The 24,177-nt window shown below is 45.8% G+C and carries 19 protein-coding genes, 1 tRNA gene, 1 pseudogene and 1 other annotated feature; all 21 genes and pseudogenes read left to right on the top strand.

Annotation, left to right across the window (positions count from 1 at the left end; translation table 11 throughout):
• Window positions 1-24 precede the first annotated feature (24 nt).
• The 21 genes and pseudogenes from EV146_RS14220 to leuB all read left to right on the top strand — a co-directional run bounded on the left by EV146_RS14220 (window position 25) and on the right by leuB (window position 24,161).
• On the top strand, window positions 25-1,062 hold the full coding sequence (locus EV146_RS14220; protein ID WP_132007347.1) for an XdhC family protein: 1,038 nt from the start codon (window positions 25-27) through the stop codon (window positions 1,060-1,062).
• On the top strand, window positions 1,059-1,688 hold the full coding sequence (locus EV146_RS14225) for a nucleotidyltransferase family protein (RefSeq protein ID WP_132007350.1): 630 nt from the start codon (window positions 1,059-1,061) through the stop codon (window positions 1,686-1,688). The genes EV146_RS14220 and EV146_RS14225 overlap by 4 nt, the downstream gene beginning before the upstream one ends.
• Window positions 1,664-2,566: an FAD binding domain-containing protein gene (locus EV146_RS14230; protein ID WP_132007353.1), complete on the top strand. Its 903-nt coding sequence runs from the start codon at window positions 1,664-1,666 to the stop codon at window positions 2,564-2,566. Before EV146_RS14225 ends, EV146_RS14230 begins: the two co-directional genes overlap by 25 nt.
• On the top strand, window positions 2,563-4,851 hold the full coding sequence (gene pucD, locus EV146_RS14235) for a xanthine dehydrogenase subunit D (RefSeq protein ID WP_373566065.1): 2,289 nt from the start codon (window positions 2,563-2,565) through the stop codon (window positions 4,849-4,851). The genes EV146_RS14230 and pucD overlap by 4 nt, the downstream gene beginning before the upstream one ends.
• On the top strand, window positions 4,833-5,342 hold the full coding sequence (locus EV146_RS14240) for a (2Fe-2S)-binding protein (RefSeq protein ID WP_132007356.1): 510 nt from the start codon (window positions 4,833-4,835) through the stop codon (window positions 5,340-5,342). The genes pucD and EV146_RS14240 overlap by 19 nt, the downstream gene beginning before the upstream one ends.
• 1,192 nt (window positions 5,343-6,534) lie before the next feature.
• Window positions 6,535-7,791 (top strand): annotated as a pseudogene (locus EV146_RS27895) (alpha-amylase family glycosyl hydrolase); the annotation flags it as partial.
• A gap of 624 nt (window positions 7,792-8,415) precedes the next feature.
• On the top strand, window positions 8,416-11,265 hold the full coding sequence (gene pulA, locus EV146_RS27900; RefSeq protein ID WP_241993923.1) for a type I pullulanase: 2,850 nt from the start codon (window positions 8,416-8,418) through the stop codon (window positions 11,263-11,265).
• 182 nt (window positions 11,266-11,447) lie between these two features.
• The gene (gene gerE / locus EV146_RS14250) at window positions 11,448-11,672 is read left to right on the top strand and encodes a spore germination transcription factor GerE (protein WP_009796032.1); all 225 of its coding nucleotides are present in this window, start codon (window positions 11,448-11,450) and stop codon (window positions 11,670-11,672) included.
• 217 nt (window positions 11,673-11,889) lie between these two features.
• Window positions 11,890-12,354, top strand: coding sequence for a MarR family winged helix-turn-helix transcriptional regulator (locus EV146_RS14255; RefSeq protein WP_132007362.1), 465 nt, complete (start codon window positions 11,890-11,892; stop codon window positions 12,352-12,354).
• Window positions 12,355-12,364: 10 nt separating this feature from the next.
• The gene (racE, locus tag EV146_RS14260) at window positions 12,365-13,159 is read left to right on the top strand and encodes a glutamate racemase (RefSeq protein WP_121611514.1); all 795 of its coding nucleotides are present in this window, start codon (window positions 12,365-12,367) and stop codon (window positions 13,157-13,159) included.
• Between the two features lie 108 nt (window positions 13,160-13,267).
• Window positions 13,268-14,350 carry a GerMN domain-containing protein gene (locus EV146_RS14265; RefSeq protein ID WP_132007365.1) on the top strand — a complete coding sequence of 361 codons (1,083 nt, stop codon included), beginning with the start codon at window positions 13,268-13,270 and terminating at the stop codon, window positions 14,348-14,350.
• Window positions 14,351-14,485: 135 nt separating this feature from the next.
• Complete coding sequence (gene rph, locus EV146_RS14270; protein ID WP_132007367.1) at window positions 14,486-15,241, top strand: ribonuclease PH; 756 nt, start codon at window positions 14,486-14,488, stop codon at window positions 15,239-15,241.
• Between the two features lie 12 nt (window positions 15,242-15,253).
• Window positions 15,254-15,859, top strand: coding sequence for an XTP/dITP diphosphatase (locus EV146_RS14275; protein WP_132007370.1), 606 nt, complete (start codon window positions 15,254-15,256; stop codon window positions 15,857-15,859).
• A complete protein-coding gene (locus EV146_RS14280; protein ID WP_132007373.1) occupies window positions 15,856-16,380 on the top strand; it encodes a metallophosphoesterase family protein in 525 nt (174 codons plus the stop codon). The genes EV146_RS14275 and EV146_RS14280 overlap by 4 nt, the downstream gene beginning before the upstream one ends.
• A gap of 116 nt (window positions 16,381-16,496) precedes the next feature.
• Window positions 16,497-16,570: transfer RNA gene (locus tag EV146_RS14285), tRNA-Arg, on the top strand.
• Between the two features lie 333 nt (window positions 16,571-16,903).
• The gene (gene ilvE, locus EV146_RS14290; RefSeq protein ID WP_132007376.1) at window positions 16,904-17,806 is read left to right on the top strand and encodes a branched-chain-amino-acid transaminase; all 903 of its coding nucleotides are present in this window, start codon (window positions 16,904-16,906) and stop codon (window positions 17,804-17,806) included.
• 6 nt (window positions 17,807-17,812) lie between these two features.
• Window positions 17,813-18,075, top strand: a binding site (T-box leader).
• 123 nt (window positions 18,076-18,198) lie between these two features.
• Window positions 18,199-19,917, top strand: coding sequence for an acetolactate synthase large subunit (gene ilvB / locus EV146_RS14295; protein WP_132007379.1), 1,719 nt, complete (start codon window positions 18,199-18,201; stop codon window positions 19,915-19,917).
• Entirely contained in the window at window positions 19,914-20,429 is a 516-nt protein-coding gene (gene ilvN / locus EV146_RS14300) for an acetolactate synthase small subunit (protein ID WP_121611522.1), read from the top strand. Before ilvB ends, ilvN begins: the two co-directional genes overlap by 4 nt.
• 39 nt (window positions 20,430-20,468) lie before the next feature.
• The gene (gene ilvC / locus EV146_RS14305; protein ID WP_132007382.1) at window positions 20,469-21,491 is read left to right on the top strand and encodes a ketol-acid reductoisomerase; all 1,023 of its coding nucleotides are present in this window, start codon (window positions 20,469-20,471) and stop codon (window positions 21,489-21,491) included.
• The gene (locus tag EV146_RS14310; RefSeq protein WP_132007385.1) at window positions 21,478-23,016 is read left to right on the top strand and encodes a 2-isopropylmalate synthase; all 1,539 of its coding nucleotides are present in this window, start codon (window positions 21,478-21,480) and stop codon (window positions 23,014-23,016) included. Before ilvC ends, EV146_RS14310 begins: the two co-directional genes overlap by 14 nt.
• 29 nt (window positions 23,017-23,045) lie before the next feature.
• Window positions 23,046-24,161 (top strand): 3-isopropylmalate dehydrogenase, encoded by a 1,116-nt coding sequence (gene leuB / locus EV146_RS14315; RefSeq protein ID WP_132007388.1) that lies wholly within the window; start codon window positions 23,046-23,048, stop codon window positions 24,159-24,161.
• Window positions 24,162-24,177: the final 16 nt, after the last annotated feature.

A 24,177-nucleotide genomic window follows, 5' to 3' on the forward strand; every position in this document is an offset into this window, starting at 1 on the left:
GCGTGTTATTCAGGAGGAATCAATATGGAGGATATGCATCAAATTCTTGAAACCGTACATTGTTCTTCTGCCGGGAGTTTCCTGGCAACGATAGTTCATGTGGAGGGCTCCGCTTATAAAAAAGAAGGATCATGCATGCTTTTAAAGAGGGATGGCAGCCGGATTGGAACGCTCAGTGCAGGCTGCCTTGAAGAAGATTTGGCGGCGAGAGCAAGCGAAGGCGGCAATACAGCCATTTCAATCGATTATGATATGCGAAGCAATGAGGCGTTCTCATGGGGGGAGGGGGCTGGATGCAATGGTTCTATCCGGGTTTTACTTGAACCAGCAGACGACCATTTTTATTATCATCTTTGCAGGCTTAAGACATTGTTAGACATGGGAAAATCTGTCTTGATGGTAAAGAAAATGCCTTCCGTAAAAAAGGATTACGAGTATTTATATATAACAGAAGATCAAGAAAAATTTGGAGAATGGAACAGTCCTGTTCCTCCTGAATGTAAAGCGTGGGCAAGCGATCCGTCAAAAAGGATTTCCAGCGGAATGCGAGTTCTATCAGACCCTATGGATGATTATTTCATACACCAGATTGACCCAAAACCAAGAATCTTTCTTTATGGAGCAGGTCCTGATGCAATTCCAATTGTATCCGTTCTATCGAGTATCGGTTTTGATGTAACCGTTGCGGACTGGAGGCCTGCTCTGTGTACAAAAGCTAATTTTCCTGATGCGAAAAGGGTGGTCGTTGGTTTTCCGCATGAAATCATGGAAGATCTACATTTTAACAGCAAGGATTTTGTTCTCCTTCTTACCCATAATTTTAAAAGGGACAGACAGCTGCTTTCCTGCCTTGTTGATAAGGAACTCAGGTATCTTGGGGTGCTGGGTTCGGTCAAAAGAACGGCCCGGCTTCTTGGCCTGAGGGAGGTCCCCGGGTATATTGCTACACCTGTTGGTCTCCCCATTGGTGCTGAAGGTCCAGAAGAAATTGCAGTTTCAATTGCTGCCGAACTGATTCAAATCATGAGGAGACAGCCTGAACAAAAGGTAATGGGAATATGAAAACAGCGAAGGTTTCAGGAATTTTGCTTGCTGCAGGAGGAAGCAGCCGCATGGGCCGGAACAAGCTTGGTATGAGGGTTGGCGGAGGGACGATAGGAGGCATGGCTTTCCATGCAGCATTTCAATCAAATCTGGATCAAATAATTGTTGTCACTCAAAAGGGAGATACACTGGGTTGGATGGAACCGCCGATCTGCCCGTCATCGCGTTGGACCCAGGCGGAATGCGAGGAAGCAGCAGCAGGCCAAGCCTATTCTTTGCGAAGGGGAGTGCAGGCTGCAATCGAGTGCAAGAGTGACGGCATTGTTGTTTTGCTCGCGGATCAGCCATTCGTACAGTCTGCCATGATTAATCATCTTTTATCAATATTTAGAACCATAATGGAAGATGGGGAAGAAGTTGGAGTTATTGCATCACGTCATGAGGGAAGGCAGCAGCCCCCTTTGTTATTTTCAGAGAGCCAGTTTTCGAAACTATTGAAATTGAGGGGAGATACAGGAGCGAGGAAAATCATTCAGGGAATGCCAAAAAACCTGTGTCGATCAATAGATTATCAGGATTGGAGACCGTTCTATGATATTGATACCGAGGATGATTATTTGTGGATAATGGGAAACAAGCATTAAGGGATGAACATATCGCATCGGAGCACGAAATTTTTCAGCCGAGAGGATTGCCGGAAGCATTGGAGTTAAAAGAAAAATTTGGGGGAGAGGCTATTTTTATTGCAGGAGGGACGCTGATCCAGCTTCAGCGGGAGCAAGGAATAGAGCTGCCGCGTTATTTAATTAGTCTGGAAAAAGCAACAGAGTTAAAAGGAGGAGTGGCGGACGAGGCCGGCGGTGTCGTAATAGGGGCTCTTACTCCATTGGCAGATCTCAGGCTGCATTACGCAATTGTAAAGGGCTGCGGTCTCTTGATAGTGGCTGCAAAGGGTGTAGGGTCTCCTGCGATTCGAAACCGTGCTACTATTGGCGGAAATATTATCTATGGAGTCGGCGATCTCATTCCGGCCCTGCTGTCATTGGATGCTGAACTGACGGTATATGAGCAGGGTGGATTTCGTGAAATAAACTTGTGGGAGTTTATAAAAAACCGAGAGGAAATGAAAAGCTTCATCCTGGCTTCGATCAAGATACCGGTCCGAACGCTGTTGGACACAGAAAGAACATTTTACCGGAAAATCGGGCGGAGGGAAGCTTTTATCCCCTCAGTCGTGACGGTTTCGGGAAGATGCTCGATTAGAGAGGATGGCAGAATAGCTGATATTCGGATTGCCGCAGGCGGTGGCGCCTCTGCTCCGCAAAGATTGGTTCGATGTGAAGACAAATTGCTTGGAGCGCATCTGAATTCTGTCACTCTAAAAGAGATATACTCAGATATTTGCAAGGAATATACCCCAACTCCTGATGCATTTTTAGGCACAAGGTACCGGAAACTCGCTGCTGCGAATGTAATCGTATCAGAACTTGAACAGCTCATTGCAGACAGGGAGGGAAAATGATGGAGCACGAGGAAAATGCCAGGAAACAATCTCGTGTCAGGCCAGATGGGGCAGGGAAAGTAAGTGGCAGCCTACAATATTTAACAGATTTATATTTTCCTGATATGCTTTTTGGCAAGATCCTGAGAAGTTCATTTCCACATGCGAGAATCCTTTCGATCTGTACTGAAAAAGCCAGACAGCTGCCAGGGGTGAAAGCTGTCATTACCCACAAAGATGTACCTGGACTGAATGGATTTGGCCTTATTGTTCCGGATCAGCCGGTACTGTGCATGGAAATAGCCCGATACGTTGGCGATGCGATTGCAGCCGTTGCAGCTGACACAATCGAGACAGCTGAAAAAGCATTAAAGCTTATTGAGGTGGAGTATGAGCCCTTGCCTGTAATCGATACTCCAGAGAAAGCGATGGCGCCGGATGCTCCGCAGCTTCATGACAATGGAAATGTTATGCACAGGGCGGGACATAAAAAGGGGGATGTCGGAAAAGGATTTGAACAATGTTCATTCATAGTAGAGGAAACCTATCGGGTTCCAAGGCAGATGCACGTCTATATGGAAACAGAAGGCGGAGTGATTGTTCCTGAGAAAAATGGAACGTTAACCGTGTATGTCGGGACTCAGCATGGGTATAAAGACCGTTTTCAATTAGCGCGCATACTTGGGATGCCCGAAGAACAGATACGGATTATTTCAAGCCCTATAGGCGGATCCTTTGGGGGAAAGGATGAATTAAATATCCAGCCTTATGGAGCGATGCTCGCCCTCATAACGGGATGTCCTGTTAAAATCCATCAAACGAGAAAAGAATCTGTGATTTCGGGGCTGAAAAGACACCCGATGAAAATAATTATGAAAACAGGAGCCAGCAAAGAGGGAAAACTCCTGGCCCATAAGGTTGAGATCCTAGCTGATACAGGTGCATATGCCACATTAGGGCCAGCTATACTGGATTTTGCCGTCGAACACGCTGCAGGTCCATACATGGTGCCGAATGTTGATGTGGAAGGGGTTTCTGTTTTTACCAATAATGGGGTGGCCGGGGAGTTCAGAGGTTTCGGAGGAAATCAGATTACCTTTGCTCTTGAATCCCAAATAGACCGCCTTGCCGAAAAGCTTGGAATGGACCCGCTGGAATTCCGGAGGCGGAATATTAGAAAGGCGGCAGATGCTGGTCCTTTGGGACAAAGAATTGCAGAAACAAATGGGGCTTCAGAAGTTCTTGAAGGAATTTCCCCGGCTTTTGAAAAGAGGAAAGCAGAAGCTGAAAAGTGGAACCTCGAGCATAAGTGGAAGAGGAGAGGCGTAGGCGCAGCGATTGCGATGCATGGGGGCGGCCTGGGATATGGGCGCCTTGATCCGGCTGGAGGAAGACTTTCCCTAACGAATGCCGGTAAAATACAGGCGGCCTTCGGCTTTGAAGAATGCGGCCAGGGAATTCTTGCTGTGATTGAAACCATCATGGTAGAAGAATTAAGCTGTGGAGTAGAGGATTTGGAAATTGTAATTGGGGATACTGCTGTTGTTCCACACAGCGGCTCGACGACTGCTTCCCGCGGAACCAGTATGGTATGGCTGGCTGTCCAGAGGATGAAAAAGGATTTTGCTGATGGGCTCCTTACTGGCGCCAGCAGGATGACAAACATTCCTGAGGCCAATTTAAGGCTGGGAAATGGCGGCATTTTCAGGAGAAAAGGAACTCATCCAATCGTTACGTACAGGGAACTTGCTCAATTCCTTTCCAAGGATGCTCCTTTAATAGTCTCGAGTCGGTTTGATTTTCCGACAACCCCGGATAAAATTGATTCCGGACATTTTTTATATTCCTTTTCAGGTGTCCTTGTTCAAGTGGAAGTGGACATCCTGACAGGGCAAATTAAGATGGTTCATTTAGATCAAACGATCTCCGCTGGTCCAGTGGTCAATCCTGCGGGATATACCGGCCAAATTGAAGGCGGTGGAGTCATGGGCATTGGGTATGCTCTCATGGAAGAAGCGGTAATGGTTGAGGGAAGATATGCTGCTGAGAATCTGGATTCCTATCTCGTGCCAAGTATTTGCGACGTTCCAGAGTTAAAGGTGATGCCGGTTGAAACCCTGGCTGAGGGTGACCAATATGGACCGAGGGGTGTCGGGGAAATCGGAACGGTAGCCGTTGCTCCGGCGATCACTAAAGCCATCCATGATGCACTGGGTCATTGGGTACAGACATTGCCTGTCTCAGCGGAGGAAATCATAACAGCATGCGGCGAAAGGGGGATGAACAAATGGATGAAAACCACCTAGCAGAGCAGACGACTGTAAAAGATTCAACCATTTCTTTTATGGTAAATGGGGAGCGTGTGACAGCTGCCTTATCCCCGGCCCTTCGACTGGTGGATATTTTACGAGATAAACTGATGTTGACCGGAACCAAATTATCCTGTGGAATTGGCCGGTGCGGGGCTTGTTCCGTCTTAATGAATGGCCGGCTTGTCAATTCGTGTCTTGTACTGGCCTATCAAATTGAGGGAGCTTCCCTCACAACAATAGAAGGACTTGGGAAGGGGCGGGATGGACTGCATCCCATTCAAGAGGCTTTCCTCGAAGAAGGAGGCTTCCAGTGCGGATATTGTACTTCAGGGATGGTGATGGCTGTTAAATCCCTGCTGGATGAAACTCCACAGCCAAGTCAGGAGCAGGTAAGGGAGGCACTCTCGGGAAACATTTGCCGCTGTACGGGATATGGCGGTATTTTAAGGGCCGTCGATCGGGCTGCATGCCGTGCCAGGATGTAATCATTAACTTCTGAACCTCGATCGAATATCGAACGAGGTTTTTTACTCCTCCGTTTGCTCTTTAAGACTCTAGTGATCGACTATGGTGCAAGGGCCTGTAAAAGCAAAGACCAGGGAGAATCCCTGGCAGCCGGAGTTTAACTTGGCATGCATGTGCTGAAATCAATCCTGCTTCTATGAATATGGTAACTAAAGGTTTCTTCCAATTATATGAAGCAATGGAAAAATTATTGTTGAATTCCTATTATCACCCGTGCTAATCTATTAAGTACAATGAAAGCGTTTGCAACTTCCCGTCACTTTTGGGTGCGCAAACGTTTTTATTATCTTTGGAGGGGGGACTTTTATGAGACGGCTATTTTCTTCGATACTGGCTTTCGCACTTTTATTTCCAGCGAGTGCAGCTCCGTACGGACTTGCGGCGAATACACAGACAGCTTCTTACCAAAAGGTTGTGCTCAGGGGAAATGCAGCTGGTTTAGATTGGTCTTCAGATAACAATCCTTTACAGTTTGCAGAAGAGGAAGGGGTCTGGAAAAGCGCCCCGGTTCATCTTCAAGGCGGAAAGGAAGTCGAATACAAATTCGTCATGGACGGAAATTGGCTGGAAGGAGAAAATCTTCGTTTTACCCCACCACAGACAGGCGCTTACATCTTCATTTTCCATCCTGGTGATCAAAGGAAAGTGAATGTTCAAATTGATTTATCTCAATTTACTGGATCCCTTAAACTTGAGGTCACACTCCCCGAAGAGACCCCAGAATGGGCCATTCCAACAATCGGTTCAACTTTAAATGATTTTAATTATGCAGTCACAGCATTAAGAAAAACGGGAGACATGAAATGGGAGATAGAACTCGCAGGCAATTCAGGCGAGGAAATAGAATATCTTTACGCTTTAGGTGACGGGCAATATCAGGAAAGCGCACAGGCAAAGCGGAAAGCGGCTTTTAAAGAAGGCGGAATGGTATACAGTGACATTGTTGCCGACTGGAAGGCTGTTCCTGTGGCTAAAAGTGTAACTCATAATTTTACGATTTCACCCGAGATTCCGTCTTCTAAGGATGATGTTACAGCCTCAGTTACGGTAAAACATTATGGTTCGGTGTCCAAGGGAGCAATCTACTATACTACTGATGGCTCCAGGCCAGAAGGTGCACGGGGAGAAGCTGGCAACGGGCAAGTGGCACACATGGTGAAGGAATCAGAGCATGTCGAAAATGGAGTCACGATCACCATTTTTAATGGGGTGATTCCAAAACAGGCAGACAGGACAAGGGTGAAGTACATTGCTGATGTCTGGGAGGAATCCGGAACCTCTTCCCAATTTGCAGATACAAACAGTCCCCATCATGAAGGAGCTACCGAATTTGCCTATTACTCAGACGAATTTAAATCCCCTGACTGGGCAAAAAAGGCAGTTATTTATCATGTATTTGTGGATCGATTCCTCAATGGCGACCCGGCGAATGATGAACCGGGATCTACAGAGCTTGAGTATGATGAGCGGCTTAAAGGCTGGATGGGCGGAGATTTACAGGGAGTTCTCGAAAAACTGGATTATCTCAAGGATTTAGGTGTCAACACAATCTGGCTGTCGCCCATATTCGAAGGACCATACTCACATGGTTATCATCCAGCGGACTTCAAAGCGGTTGAAGATCATTTTGGAAGCAAGGAATTAATAAAAGAAGTGATTGATACAGCCCATGCAAAAGGGTTAAAGGTTGTCTATGATTTTGTGCCAAATCATACATCAGTCAGGCACCCTTTTTTCCAGGACGCCCTGACAAACGGTGAAAGCAGCCCGTATTACGATTGGTATACCTTCACAGAGTGGCCGGATAAATATGAAACCTTCCAGGGGATATCCGAGCTGCCCCAATTCAATAATGATCATGCAGAAGCAAGGAACTACATGCTGAATGAGGTGGTCCCCTATTGGTTAATGGACCTGGATTTTGATGGGTTCCGCCTTGATTATGCCAAGGGGCCAAGCTACAGCTTCTGGGTGGATTTCCGGCATAAAGTCAAGCAGCTGAAACCGGAGGCGTTTATTTTCGGCGAGGTTTGGGACAGCCGGGAAAAGATTGATACTTATGAAGGAGAGCTTGACGGGGCGTTGGATTTCGGGTTGAGGGACGCAATCGTAAACGCTTTTGCTAAAAATCAATCCATGAAGCCGCTGGAAGAAACGATTCGGAAAAACCTTGCCACTTACTCGAAGGAATATGTCACAGCGTCCTTCCTGGATAGTCATGATCAGCCTCGATTCCTGTTTGAAGCAGGCGGTGACAAAGATATGCTTAAATTGGCTGCTGCAGCACAGTTCACGCTGCCTGGTGCCCCTGTTGTATATTATGGGGATGAGGTTGGATTATCCCAAAGCAGGGACCATAATTCAGTATCGGACTGGAAGGACCGCTATTTCAGGGAGATGATGCCTTGGGAGGCTGAAAAGCAGGATTTAGAAGTAAAAGAGTTTTATAAAAAAATCATCAAGCTCCGAACAAGCAAGACTGCACTTTCTACCGGTGCTTTTCAGGCATTGTCGGCTCAGCAAGATCTTCTCGCTTACGAACGTTCAGATGAAAGCGGGAGATTCTTAATCGTGATAAACAAGGGTGAGAAGGCAGTAAAAGTGGATGTCAACGCTCTTTATAACCAGCCAAAAATTACAGATGTCACCTTAGCCAATGCCTTGGACAATGAAGTGATCAAGAACAATGAACACGGAGATTTGGAGTTTACGGCTAATGCCAGGTCCTTTTCGATTTTTGAAATTACTGGTTCATTGGTCTACAGCGACAAGCCAATAGATTCTGGCAAGATGTACGACAAGGTGGTACTAAGGGGATCACAGCCTCTCTCGTGGGATGGCGACGATGCCCCATTAACCTATAATACGGATGAAAAATTATGGGAAAGCCAGCCAATCGAATTGCAGGCTGGGAAAGAAATCCAATTTAAATATGTAATGGATGGGAATTGGCTGGAGGGTGAAAACCTTACCTTTACACCTCAATCCACGGAAAACTATGTATTTGCCTTTGATGCCCATGGCCAACGGAAAATCAATGTAACACCTGCCCGGAAAAAAATAACCACTAAGGTAAAAATCCATTACCAGCCGAAAAACGGGGATACGAAGGACTGGAATCTATGGGTATGGCCAGATGGCAGGGACGGGCAGGTCTTTGATTTTACTGGTGAGGATGCATTTGGGAAAGTAGCGGAAGTTGAATTAGATGGAGACCACGACCGAGTCGGTTTCATTATCCGTACCGACAGCTGGGAAAAGGATGGCGGCGACCGTTTTATTCAAGGCATCTGGCTTGGAAGTGATGAAGTATGGATAAAATCAGGGGATGATCAGGTTTATACCAGCAACCCTGATGGAAGCACTTCACCTAAAACCTATGACTCTCTTGAAGTTAAGTTTAACTATTATCGCTATGATCAGATTTATGATAACTGGGATATCTGGGTGTGGACAGATAAGACGGATGGTCAGGCGTTGAAATTAGATAAGGAAACGGCTTTTGGAAGGCGAGGTACCATCAAGCTGGAAAAGCTTAATGGTGCAACAAAAGTAGGGTTTATCGTCCGGAAATCGGACTGGTCTGAAAAGGATGTAGCGGAGGATCGGTTCATTACAAGATTTTCCGGGGAAGGAAAAGCGGAAATATGGCTGGCTCAGGACCAACAGCGGATTTTCGATCAGCCAGAAAAGGTGGACCGGACTCCAAGAATTACAAAGGCTGTGATCGATGAGCTGAATAAAATCACCCTGCACACCAATCTGCCATTCTTGCTGTCTGACGGGGTGAACGCGGGGATACAGCTTGACGGGGCCGAAATTGCTAAAGTGGAAGGTCACTCCACAGATTCTGGCAATCTGGTTAATAGAGTAATAATTACCACTAAGGGTGAACTGGATTTATCGAAAACATACCGTGTCAGCAAAGAAGGATTTGGCATGGCCACAGTCCAAATGGGGAAGGTCATCGGCAGCAAGAGCTTTGAAGAAAAATTCTACTATCCTGGAAACGATCTGGGAAACACTTATGCCAAAGCAAAAACTAAATTCCGGGTATGGGCTCCAACCGCAAGTGAGGCGAAACTTGTAACCTATGAAAAATACAATAGCCTATCGGGTACGGAATTTCCCATGACTCGGAGCGAAAAGGGAACATGGACCGCGGAGCTTCAGGGCGACCAGAACGGAACACTCTACACCTATAGGGTGAAAATTGGTGATGACTGGAATGAAGCGGTCGACCCATACGCTAGAGCGGTTGCCGTCAATGGGGATAAAGGTGCAGTCGTAAACCTTGAAGCTACCGATCCGAAAAAGTGGAAAAAGAATAGGCCAAAGATGGAGAATCCCGAGGATGCCATTATCTATGAGGCACATATTCGAGATTTAACCATTCATCCTGACAGCGGTATTCCCGAAAAGTATAAAGGGAAATTCCTGGGGGTTGCGGAAACCGGGACTGCTGGGCCCAATAAGGTAAAAACAGGGCTCAGCCATGTGAAAGATTTAGGCATCACCCACTTGCAGTTTATTCCGATGTATGATTACAACACGGCGAGTGTGGATGAAACAAAACTGGATACCCCGCAGTACAACTGGGGATATGATCCAAAGAACTATAATGTACCAGAAGGCTCATATTCCACGGACCCATATACACCGGCTGTGCGAATCAGAGAAATGAAACAAATGATCCAGACGATTCATGAAAATGATATCCGTGTCATGATGGATGTAGTGTACAATCATATGTTCAGTGCCTTCGAATCGAATTTCCATAAGCTTGTGCCAGGCTACTATTACAGGTACAACGATGATGGCACACTGAGTAACGGCACAGGTGTTGGAAACGATACTGCATCCGAACATAAAATGATGCGCAAGTTTATTATTGATTCGGTTACTTATTGGGCGAGGGAATATCACATTGATGGTTTCCGCTTTGACCTTATGGGCATCCATGATGTTGAGACGATGAACGAAGTCCGCAAGGCATTGGATAAAATTGACCCCTCGATTATCGTCATTGGCGAAGGATGGGACCTCGGGACCAATTTGCCTCCGGAATTAAAGGCAAATCAAAAGAATGCGTATAAAATGCCGGGGATCGGCCATTTCAATGACGATATCCGGGATGGATTGAAGGGAAGCGTTTTTGATGAGCAGGACAATGGATTCGTTAACGGAAAGGATTCCATGGAGCTTCGGATCAAAAAGGGAGTAGCTGGCGGAATTTCCTATACTCAAGAAATAAAAACCTTTGCCGAAGACCCTGAACAAACGGTAACGTACGTTGAAGCACATGATAACCACACTCTCTGGGATAAACTGCAATTGACCAATCCCAATGACAGTGAACAAACATGGAAAAAAATGCACAAGCTTGCGACGTCTGTTGTACTCACCTCCCAGGGAATATCATTCATCCACGCAGGACAGGAGTTTATGCGGACAAAAGGCGGAGACCATAATAGCTATAAATCGCCTGACTCCATAAACCAGCTGGATTGGAATCGGCGCAGTGACTTCGATAAAGAGGTAGAATATTTTAAAGGCTTAGTAGCGCTGCGAAAAAGCAGTCCAGCCTTTAGAATGACGACCGAAGAGGATATCAGGAATCATCTGGAATTCCTTCAGACTCCTGCCAATACGGTTGCTTTTGTACTTGAAAATCCTGTTAAAAGAAAAGGAACTCAACGATATGTAGTGGCCTATAATGCGAACAGATCGACGGTGGAAATTGAGCTTCCGGCAAAAGGGAATTGGAAAGTTCTGGTGAATGGAGAGCGCGCAGGAACCAGGACTCTCGGCACAATCAGAGGGGAAAAAATGAAGGTTCCGCCTTTAAGTACCTATGTACTTGAATTAACTGGAGCAAAATAAACATTCACTGGGTGGCTGTCTGTTTGCTGATTAAAATGGATTGTGGCCCATATTTACCAAAAACGTCACTCCTTCAAGGAATTATAGTCACTTCGTAAGTAGCCGGCACATAGGATATGTTGACTAAAACTATTACCCACCCCGCAGTTCACAGCTGGCGAAGGCAAGGAGGGTTACTATACTTGAAGGAGAATGAATATACTCACAAGCCATTACTCACCAAACGAGAAAGAGAAGTATTCGAACTGTTAGTACAAGACAAAACAACTAAAGAGATCGCTGGTGAATTGTTTATAAGCGAAAAAACGGTTCGGAATCATATTTCTAACGCTATGCAAAAGCTAGGCGTAAAGGGGCGTTCCCAAGCGGTTGTAGAGCTCCTTCGGATGGGAGAACTAGAACTTTGATTTTGACCGGCCTTCCTTTTTTGGGGAGGCCGGTTATCAATTTGGCAGATGAACTCGCATGCCAAAGTTCTCCGATGCAAATAAGGACAGAATGCAGCCGGCAGTGTGCCGGCTGTATTTTTTCTTGAAATTCTTGCGGAAATCATAGAAAATAAGAACACTGATAGAGAGCATCAATTGAATTGGCATGGAATGTTTTCACATGGGAGTGTTAAAGATGAAGCTTGAAGATCTAAATCTGCCTAATAATAAAAATACAGAAATGGTGGCGGATATTGAAAAGGAACTGCGCTACATAGCGGGGATTATAAAACAGAAAGGCCGTGAATTGTTAAGTAATTATACTATTACACCTCCTCAGTTCGTAGCCCTGCAGTGGCTATTTGAAGACGGTGATATGACAATTGGGGAACTTTCCAACAAAATGTACCTGGCTTGCAGTACGACGACTGATTTAGTTGACCGCATGGAAAAAAGCAAGCTGGTTGTCCGGGTTAAAGATCCGAATGACAGAAGGGTTGTCCGCATACATCTTCTGGAAGAAGGAGAACGGATCATCGATGAAGTCATCAAAAAGAGACAGCTGTATTTGCAGGAGATCTTAGTTAATTTTACAGATAATGAAGTTCTTTCACTAAAGGACAACCTGACGAAATTACATCAAGAAATGCGTGAAGAATGAGGCGAGATTTTTGAAACGACCGATTGGAATTATTGATTCGGGTGTGGGCGGTTTGACCGTGGCAAAGGAAGTTATGCGGCAGCTGCCTCATGAACATATCATTTACCTCGGGGATACGGCCCGATGTCCCTATGGACCGAGATCAGCAGAAGAGGTACGAAGGTTTACATGGGAGATTACCAGGTTTCTGCTAAATAAAGAGATAAAAATGCTTGTCATCGCCTGTAATACAGCCACAGCAGTTGCACTTGAGGAAATCAGCGCAGCTCTCCCTATTCCTGTATTAGGCGTTATCCATCCAGGGGCGAGGACAGCTATAAAAGTTACCAGCAATTATCATATTGGTGTCATTGGAACAGAGGGAACGATTAAAAGTGCCGCCTACGAGCATGCACTGAAGTCCATCAACCGCCAGACCGATGTTCAGAGCCTGGCGTGCCCTAAATTTGTACCGCTGGTTGAAAGTGGAGAGTATGATGGTCCGGTAGCGAAAAAGGTTGTTGCCGATACATTGCAGCCATTCAAAGACAAGGAGCTGGACACACTTATTCTAGGCTGTACTCATTACCCGCTGCTGGAGCCTTTGATCAAAAGGTTTATGGGAGAAGAAGTAAAAGTGATCAGCTCCGGGGAAGAAACGGCAAGAGAAGTGAGTACGATCCTCCATCACAATAAAATGCTCAACGGCGGGGAAGAAGCACCTGTCCACGAATATTTTACGACTGGATCCAAAAAGATCTTTTCAGCCATCGCTTCACAATGGCTTGGAAAGACAATCACAAATGTACAGACCATAAAACTATGAAAAGCTCCGGGAAGGGGCTTTTTTTCTTCCAAAAATCTTTTCCCAGCCGGTCTAATTTTAAAATAGGCTCGTATAAATGGTAGTACAAACTGTCTTTGGAGGGATTCGATGTCTAAAAATAAAAAGGTTACCTTTATGACGGCAGCAACTCTTGCTACTACCGTTTTTCTTTCGGGCTGCGGCTTACTGGGAGGAGAGGAAAAAAAGAAGATAGATCCTCCGCAGGATGCATCCTATCTGGAGGAAAGTGAAACAGAGGTGCTGGAAGAATCACAGGAAACAGATATCAAAACGGAGGAGCAGAAGGAAGAAGGTGTTGAAACGACTGTCCCGACGGAGCTTTACCTGATTGATAAAAATGGGTACGTTGTCTCCCAAACAATGAATCTTCCTAAAAAGGAAGGAATTGCGGCACAAGCACTGCAATATCTTGTTCAAAATGGGCCGGTCACCGAAATGCTCCCTAATGGCTTCCGGGCCGTTCTTCCTGTCGACACCCAGATGACAGTCAATATTAAGGACGGCACTGCTACGGTCGACTTTTCCAAGGAATTCGCAAACTATAAAAAAGAGGATGAACTAAAAATCCTGCAGGCAGTAACCTGGACACTGACGCAATTTGATTCGATCGAGACTGTAAAGCTTCAGCTTAACGGAAAAGAGCTGAACAGCATGCCCGTAAATGGTACGCCAATCAGTGAAGGACTCAGCCGGGCAGACGGGATTAATATCGATACAGAAAGCGCGGTTGACATTACCAATACAAAAGCTCTTACGGTCTACTATTTAGGCGGGGAAGAAGACAGCTATTATTATGTGCCTGTGACCAAGCGGGTGGATAATGAGGCGCCAGATGATATCTCTTCCATCATTAATGAACTGGCAGCCGGACCGGAATATGGATCGGGACTGCATTCGGAATTCCAGGCAAATGTAAAGCTGCTTGAGAATCCGAAGATTGATGATGGAAAGGTGACTCTTGATTTTAACGAATCCATCTATGGGAGCTTCAAAGAAAAAATCGTCTCCGAACATGCCTTGAACACTTTGGTCCTTTCCCTAACGGAGCAAAAAGGTATAGAAAGCGTAGCCGTAACGGTTAATGGTAAGGCGGAGCTTGTCACTGAAAAAGGGGAAAAACTCTCGGAGCCTGTAACACGGCCGGAAAAAGTGAACACTGGTAGTTTTTAATTGGGTAAATTTGTTATACTAATACATGACAGATAAAGAGGCAGGCTTGTTGCTGCCTCTTATTTATTGTTTTAGCTGAAATGGCAGTTTCCTGACAAAATACATCGGGAAACAGATTAAGGAGGAACAAAGGCAATGCGTTTTGATGGACGTGAATCCCAACAATTAAGGCCTGTACATATTGAGACTGATTATCTGAAACATCCGGAAGGTTCAGTGCTTATTTCTATTGGAGACACAAAAGTGATTTGCTCCGCAAGTATAGAGGATCGGGTGCCGCATTTTATGCGCGGTACGGGAAAAGGCTGGATCACCGCAGAATATTCAATGCTCCCAAGGGCTACTGAGCAGCGGAATATCAGGGAGTCTTCAAAAGGAAAGGTCACAGGGCGAACGATGGAAATTCAGCGGCTGATCGGCCGTGCACTGAGGGCTGTCGTAAATCTTGAAGCGATTGGAGAGCGAACAGTCTGGATTGACTGTGATGTGATCCAGGCGGATGGCGGCACACGCACAGCTTCCATAACGGGTGCCTATGTGGCGATGGCACAGGCATTGGATAAGCTTCAAAAAGAAAAAAGATTAAAAAGTCATCCAGTAACAGATTTTTTAGCCGCAACCAGTGTAGGAATCCTTGAGAGTGGACAGGTGGTTGTTGACCTGAATTATGTGGAGGATTCGGCCGCTCATGTGGACATGAATGTCGTCATGACAGGAAGCGGAGAGTTTGTCGAGCTTCAGGGAACCGGGGAAGAAGCCACATTCTCCTACAATCAGCTGCAGGAACTATTGAAAGGTGCGCAAGAAGGAATCATGGAACTTTTCGAGTTTCAAAAACAGGCATTAGGTGAAAGTCTTGCCATTACGATTGCCAATGCGAGAAAAGGATAGGGGCATGGAAAGATGAACGAAGTGATCATTGCAACAAAAAACAAGGGAAAAGCCAAGGAGTTCGAACGGATTTTTGGCTCAAAAGGAATACAGGTTAAGACCCTGCTTGATTTTCCCGAAATCCCGGACGTAGAGGAAACTGGTTTAACCTTTGAAGAAAATGCGATTATCAAGGCTGATGCCATTGCCAAACTCATGGGGAAAATGGTGATAGCTGATGATTCCGGCCTTGAAGTCGATGCGCTCGAAGGACGCCCGGGCGTGTATTCCGCCCGCTATGCTGGAGCCGAGAAGAACGACAGTGCCAATACGGAGAAGGTGCTGCAAGAGTTGGCGGGGGTCCTGGAAAGAGACCGCACGGCAAGATTCAGGTGTGTTCTCGCCGTGGCGGCGCCGGGTGAGAAGACTGTTGTCTATTCAGGCACATGTGAAGGGCGTATTCTGACTGAGCCGAGAGGAACAAATGGATTTGGCTATGATCCTGTTTTTTTCGTAGAGGGAAAAGGCAAGACGATGGCTGAACTCCCGCCTGAAGAAAAGAACAAGATCAGCCACCGTGCCGATGCATTAAAGAAGCTGGAAAAAAGCCTGGATTTAGGTAATGGTGAGGGGCTATGAGCAAAATTCTGATTGTAAGTGACAGTCATGGCTCAACTGAACTGCTGGAAGAGCTGAAGAGCAGGCATGCTTCTGAAGTCGACATGATGATCCATTGCGGAGATTCGGAATTGGAAAAGGAAGACGAAGCATTGGCAGGGTTTACTGTTGTAAAGGGAAATTGTGATTTCTTTGGCGACTTCCCCGAAGAGGCCTTGCTAGAGATAGATGGATACAGAATATTTGTGACCCACGGGCATTTGCATTCTGTCAAATCCAATCTGCTCAGTCTTTCCTACAGAGCCGAAGAGGCTGGAGCATCCATTATTTGTTTTGGCCATTCACACCTGCTGGGGGCGGAAATAATCGGAGGCAGCCTTTTCATCAATCCTGGCAGTATCCGGCTGCCAAGGGGGAGACGCGAGAGAACCTATGTAATTTTAGAGCTGAAACAGGGGAGAGCTTACCTTCGGGTATACGACCATGACCGGGGAGAAATAACTTCCCTGTCGCAGGAATTTACACTTCCTGCTCCGCGCTAGATGCTGTATAATAACCAGAGGGAGATGGCTTCTTCCTCTGGAACAAAAAATTAAGAATAATGGTTGACTTTTGATGTTCCGGCTAATATAATAAATCTTGTCTTTGAAAAGTATATGTCCCAGTAGCTCAGCAGGATAGAGCAACGGCCTTCTAAGCCGTCGGTCGGGAGTTCGAATCTCTCCTGGGACGCTATATGAAAGGAAAAAACTCACCTCATCAGGTGAGTTTTTTTTGTTGTTCGCCAAATTTTTTAAAAAATGAAAAATGTTTTAAAATCGGGGTTGTAAGCGGATACAGCACGACCTATAAATCTAAATTATCTAAAAATTTTAAAAAACCCGTTGACTCCGGCTGAAATTGAGCGTAAGATAGTCCTCAAATAAAAGAAATATATTTTGTTTAGATCATGATAGCTGGACGGTCAAAGGATTTCAGGGCACCTTCCGCACATCATTTTCGGAATTTTTTTTATCTTGGGTTTTATCTATTTAAAGCGTTTATTCAGTAAAAGGAGTGTTCCAAGTGCCCGAACAATGGATTTATCTAAACGGTGAATTCGTCACAAAGGAAAATGCAAAGATATCCGTTTATGACCATGGATTTCTGTACGGAGACGGGGTCTTTGAGGGAATTCGCGTTTATGGGGGCAATATATTCAGGATGGAAGAGCATATGGACCGGCTATACAGGTCAGCTAAATCCATTATGCTTGAAATCCCGCACAGTCAGAATGAACTTACAAACTTGATTGTGGAGACAGTGGAAAAAAATAAACTTGAAAATGCTTATATCCGGGCAGTGGTATCAAGAGGCACCGGCGACCTGGGACTGGATCCCAATAATTGCACTAGTGCAAATGTCGTCATTATCGTTGAGCCACTATCAATTTTTCCTAAAGAACTATATGAAACCGGGCTTGAAATTGTTACTGTAGCAACAAGAAGAAACAGGCCGGATGTTTTAAGTCCGAAAGTGAAATCATTAAACTACCTTAACAACATTCTGGTAAAAATCGAAGCGCGTCTGGCCAATGTCAATGAAGCGCTGATGCTTAACGACCAAGGATATGTTGCTGAAGGTTCAGCAGATAATGTGTTTATCATTAAGGGAAACACATTTTATACACCTCCTGGCTATATAGGAGCACTTGAAGGCATTACAAGGAACGCAGTGATGGAAATCGCCGGGGACCTTGGCTACGAAATGAAGGAAGAGCCTTTCACAAGGCATGATGTCTACACAGCGGATGAGGTATTCTTGACTGGGACTGCAGCAGAGGTAATTGCAGTAGTGAAAGTGGATGGCAGGGTAATCGGAGACGGTGTTCCGGGTCAACACACCAAAGAGATTTTAAAGGAATTCAGAAAAAGAGTAGTCCTTGAAGGTGTCAAGGTCTACAGCCAAACTGAACCAAGCGTAAGCTGAATATTCGAAAAAGCAAAGACGAGGACAAGTAATTTTATGCGGAAGCCATCTACAGAGAACCGGCAGTGCTGAGAGCCGGTGTTGGCAGCATAGGATGAACTCACCTCGGAGCGCCGGCTTGAACGAATTCAAGTAAAGCCGGTCGGGTGCCTGCCACCCGTTACCAAAACGAACTGGAAACAGTTCAAGAGTGCACACAGAAAAAGAAGTGTCTGTGTGAATGAGGGTGGTACCGTGGAACAGGTTTTAGAGCCTTTTTCATCCCTTTGCCTTAGGAGAAAAGGCATTTGGAGATGATGAGGCTTTTTTTATGGGAAAAATGCTTGATTTACACCCGTTAATGTTAGAGAAGGCAGTAAAAAAACGAAAAAAATGATGGGGGGCTGAAATAAATGTTACAGGAAGCTGCTTTTACAAAAGTAAAAGCTGAAACTAGTAACGGAAGCGGCGCAGACCTTTTGATCGAGGCTTTGAAAAGGGAAAAGGTGGAAGTGATATTCGGATACCCGGGCGGGGCAGTGCTCCCGATATATGACAAAATATACGACTGCGGGATTACTCATGTACTTCCTCGCCATGAACAGGGCGGAATACATGCCGCTGAAGGCTATGCCAGAATCAGCGGGAAAGCTGGGGTAGTGATTGCCACTTCGGGCCCGGGAGCCACAAATATTGTGACCGGATTGGCTGATGCGATGATGGATTCCCTTCCGCTGGTTGTTTTTACAGGTCAGGTTGCTACGGGAGTCATTGGGACTGATGCTTTCCAGGAAGCAGATATCCTTGGCATCACAACACCGATTACTAAGCATAACTGTCAGATTCGATCCGTTGAAGAAATTCCAAGAGTCATTAAGGAGGCTTTCCATATTGCAACCACTGGCCGCCCCGGGCCTGTACTGATCGACTTCCCGAAAGACATTGCGGCTTTAATTGGAGAAGCTCCCACAGATCCGGAGATTTCACTTCCGGGATATCAGCCTACTCTGGAGCCGAATTACCTCCAGATAAGGAAGCTGGCAGAGGCGGTCAGTACAGCGAAAAAGCCAGTAATCCTAGCTGGAGCGGGCATCCTCTTTGCCAAAGCCTCCGATTTATTACTGGAGTACGCCGAACAGCAGCAGCTTCCGATTGTTAATACTCTGCTGGGACTGGGAAGCTTTCCGGCGGACCACCCTTTATCACTGGGTATGGCAGGGATGCATGGCTGTTACACAGCCAATATGGCGTTATACGAATGCGATTTGCTCATTAATATCGGAGCGAGATTCGATGACAGGCTGACGGGCAATCTTAAGCACTTTGCTCCGAAAGCCACGGTGGCTCACATTGATATAGACCCTGCGGAAATCGGCAAGAATGTCCCAACAGCCATCCCGGTTGTAGGCGATGCCAGGGAAGCACTGAGCATGCTTGTCAAACAGGATGGAAAAACCCCGCAGCATTCGGAGTGGATGAAGAAGCTTGAAAGCTGGAAGAAAGAATATCCGTATTGGTATGAAAATGCCGAATCGCCGCTCAAGCCGCAGAGAGTAATGGAAATGCTGTATGAAAAATCAAATGGGGACGGCATTGTTGTTACCGATGTTGGACAGCACCAAATGTGGGCCGCCCAGTACTATCCATTTAAAAAGCCGAATCGCTGGGTCACATCAGGCGGTCTTGGCACAATGGGCTTTGGCCTTCCTGCTGCGGTAGGTGCACAGCTGGCGGATCGCTCAGCATGTGTGATTGCAGTGCTCGGGGATGCTGGATTCCAAATGTCAACCCAGGAGCTTGCTGTCATTAAAGAATTCAACCTTCCTATAAAGATTGCAATCTTTAACAATCGCTCTCTTGGAATGGTAAGGCAGTGGCAGGAAATCTTTTATGAAGAAAGGTACTCCCACAGCAAGATTTCTGTTCAGCCTAACTTTGTAAAACTGGCTGAAGCCTATGGCATTAAAGCCTACGAAATTACAACAGAGTCTGAAGCAGACAGCATCCTAAATGAAGTCATGGAAGCTAACGAGCCTGTCCTGCTGGATTTCAGGGTTGCTGAAAGTGAAAATGTATATCCAATGATAGCCCCTGGAAAAGGAAGTCATGAAATGGTGGGTGTGAAAAAATGAAACGGATTATTACGCTGACCGTCTTAAATCGACCAGGCGTCCTTAACAGGATCACAAACCTGTTTTCTAAGCGGAACTATAACATTGAAAGCATTTCGGTAGGCCATACCGAACAAGAGGGAGTTTCCAGGATTACATGCGTGGTCAATGTTGAAAATGGCGGGGTATGTGAACAGATTACAAAGCAGCTCAATAAACAAATCGATGTTATTAAAGTAACAGACATCAGCGACCAGGCGGTAGTCGCGCGTGAGTTGGCCCTTATTAAGGTACAATCACTGCCGCACACAAGAAATGAAATTTATTCCTTAATCGAACCATTCCGTGCCTCTGTAATTGATGTAGGGAAAGACAGCCTGATCATCCAGATTACTGGGGAGTCAGACAAAGTGGAAGCCTTCATTGAACTGATTAAGCCTTATGGAATCAAGGAACTGGCACGGACAGGAACAACAGCATTCCCGCGCAGCAGCCAGCGGACAAACCAGGCTAAAAACTATTCAATAGTTTAAAAAATATACTAATAATTATGAAAAGGGAGAGAAATCACAATGGCAAAAATGTATTATAACGGAGACGCAAACCCACAGTACTTACAAGGAAAGAAAGTAGCAATCATCGGATACGGTTCTCAAGGTCATGCACATGCCCAAAACCTTCGTGAAAGCGGCGTTGAAGTGGTAATCGGTCTAAGAGAGGGCCGTTCATGGGATAAAGCAGTTGAAGATGGATTCAAGGTATTTTCGGTAGGAGAGGCTACAGCTCATTCAGATGTAGTTATGATCCTGCTTCCAGATGAACTTCAGCCTTCTGTTTACAATAATGAAATCAAGCCTAACTTAACAAACCAGGCTTTAATGTTTGCACATGGTTTCAACATCCACTTTAGCCAAATCACTGCGCCTAAGGAATCTGATGTCTTGCTTGTTGCGCCAAAAGGCCCGGGACACCTAGTAAGAAGAACATATACGGAAGGTGCCGGGGTACCTGCATTGTTCGCAATCTATCAAGATGTAACTGGAGAAGCCAGAGAGCTTGCCCTTGCATATGCACACGGTATTGGATCACTTCGTGCAGGCGGTTTGGAAACATCATTTAAAGAAGAAACAGAAACAGATCTTTTCGGAGAGCAGGCAGTTCTTTGCGGAGGATTGACTTCATTAGTAAAAGCAGGATTCGAAACATTGACAGAAGCTGGCTACCAGCCTGAGCTTGCATATTTCGAATGTCTGCATGAACTGAAATTGATTGTAGACCTAATGTACGAAGGCGGACTTGAAGGAATGCGCTACTCCATTTCCGATACAGCGCAATGGGGTGACTTTGTAAGCGGGCCGCGTGTAGTAACAGCCCAGGCGAAAGAAGAAATGAAAGCTGTGCTTAAAGATATTCAGGAAGGTAAGTTTGCTAAGGACTGGATCCTGGAGAATCAGGCAAACCGCCCAGTATTCAATGCAATCAATGAAAACGAAAAGCAGCATCCAATCGAGGTTGTGGGAAGGGAACTTAGAGCTATGATGCCATTTGTCAATAAGGATAAAAAGAAAGAAGTGGCAGCTAGTGCAAAAGGTTAAGATTTTTGATACGACATTAAGGGATGGGGAGCAGTCGGCTGGAGTCAATTTGAACATGTCCGAAAAGCTGGAGATTGCGAGACAGCTAGAAAGATTGAGCGTTGACATTATCGAAGCAGGGTTTCCAGCTGCTTCTCCCGGTGACCTTGCGTCGGTCAGAGAGATAGCCAGAACCATAAAGGGGTGCTCGGTCACAGGGCTTGCGAGAGCGGTCATTTCAGATATCGATGCAGCCTGGGAGGCTTTAAAAGAAGGGGCTGAACCAAGACTTCATACTTTTATAGCCACTTCACCGATCCACAGGGAATTTAAACTTAAACAATCCAAGGAACAAGTGATAGAAACAGCAGTAAGCTCGGTCAGGTATGCAGCTTCGAAATTTGCCGTTGTTCAGTGGTCGGCAGAGGATGCGTGCCGGACGGAGCTGCCGTTCCTGGCGGAGATTATTGAACAGGTCATCCGGGCAGGTGCACAAGTCATCAATATCCCGGATACCGTAGGCTATATCACTCCTGAAGAATATGGGAATGTTTTTAAATATTTATACGAACACGTTCCTTCTATTAATAAAGTGGAACTTTCCACTCATTGCCATGATGACTTGGGTCTTGCTGTAGCCAATTCTTTAGCTGCCGTCCAGCATGGTGCAAGACAGGTTGAAGGCACAATCAATGGGATTGGGGAAAGGGCTGGGAACACGGCTCTCGAGGAACTGGCAGTTGCCCTTCATATCAGAAAGGATTACTTCCAGGCAGAAACGAGGCTGAATCTCCAGGAAATCAGCCGAACTTCTACTCTCGTTTCAAAGCTTACCGGTATGGAGGTTCCTGCAAATAAGGCGGTTGTTGGCCGAAATGCTTTTGCTCATGAGTCTGGAATTCACCAAGATGGTGTGTTGAAAGAAAAGACTACCTATGAAATTATCTCTCCGGAACTAGTAGGCTATCAAAATAATTCAATGGTTCTTGGAAAGCACTCTGGCCGCCATGCTTTCCGGAACCGCCTAAAAGAATTGGGAATAGAAGTTCAGGATCAAGAAATCAACCGTTTGTTCAGTGTTTTCAAGGAGACGGCCGACCGAAAAAAGGAAATGACAGACGAAGACCTTGTGGCTATAGTGCTTGAGGAAGGTCTATCCAAAACGGAGAGCTTCTATGAACTGAAATCGATCCAGGTCCAATACGGTACAAATCAGATTCCAACAGCAACTGTAACACTTTCGGGTTCAGCCAATGAAGAAATTCAGGAGGCAGGGACCGGTGCAGGCAGTATAGAAGCTCTTTATAATACATTGGAAAAATGCATGAATGAAACAATTGATCTACTAGACTACCGTATTCAATCAGTAGGCGCCGGCCGGGACGCCCTCGCACAGGTCTATGTGAAAATGAAATGTGCAGGCAAAGAAACAAGCGGGAGAGGACTTGCACAGGATGTCCTTGAAGCATCGGCAAAAGCTTATTTGAATGCAGTAAACCGTGTTTTATATATGAAAGAGAGTGCTGAGCCAATCGTTAGCAGATAATTTTTTACAAACAAATGGAGGGGAAGCTCATGAAAAAGAGAATCGCAGTCCTGCCCGGAGATGGGATTGGCAAGGAGGTAACCAAAGGGGCAATCAATGTCCTGCAGGCAGTGGGTGAACGGTTTGGGCATCAGTTTGAATTCACTTATGGAAGTATTGGAGGAGGGGCTATTGATGCACACGGTACCCCGCTTCCTGAGGAGACTATAGAAGTTTGCAAGAAAAGTGATGCCGTTCTCCTTGGTGCAGTAGGTGGGCCTAAATGGGAAACCCTTCCAGGACATCTCCGTCCCGAAAAAGGACTGTTGAGAATCAGGAAAGAGTTGAACCTCTATGCTAATTTACGGCCAGTGAGCTATTATTCCAGTACGGCAGCCACATCCCCTTTGCGTCAGGAAGTGATTGAAGGGGCCGACATGCTTGTTGTGAGGGAGTTGACAGGCGGTCTTTACTTTGGCAAACCAAGCGAAAGGTCCACTGCAGAGAATGGAGAGGACTCCGTTGTAGACACTCTTTTTTATAAAAAGAGCGAGATGGAACGGGTTATCCGTCTAGCCTTCCAGCTGGCGGAAAAACGTGATAAAAAGGTAACCTCTGTAGACAAGGCGAACGTATTGGAATCTAGCCGCATGTGGAGGGAAACTGCAGAGGAAATTGCGAAGGAACATCCTGCGGTCAAGCTTGAGCATATGCTGGTCGACAATGCTGCGATGCAATTGATCAGGAATCCAAAACAATTTGATGTACTTGTTACAGAGAATTTATTCGGGGATATTTTAAGTGACGAAGCGTCCGTTTTAACGGGTTCATTGGGAATGCTGCCTTCAGCCAGCATTTCTGAGAACGGTCCATATCTTTACGAGCCCATTCATGGCTCGGCTCCAGATATCGAAGGAAAGAATATTGCAAACCCAATTGCGATGATCCTATCGGCGGCAATGATGTTAAGGACCTCCTTTAACTTGGATAAAGAAGCGGCAGCAGTCGAAAATGCAGTAAAGCAGGTGCTGGAGTCTGGATCTAAAACGAGCGATATTGCTTTGCCTGGCCAAAAAACTATCGGTACCGCCGAAATGATAGAAGAAATCAAGGCCACTATTCTTGATAATCAAGCAGTAATGAATATTATGGGCGTTTATTCCTGAAAGCGAGGAGGGTGAA

It is taken from the genome of Mesobacillus foraminis (assembly GCF_004340465.1).
GTDB lineage: Bacteria > Bacillota > Bacilli > Bacillales > Cytobacillaceae > Mesobacillus_B > Mesobacillus_B foraminis.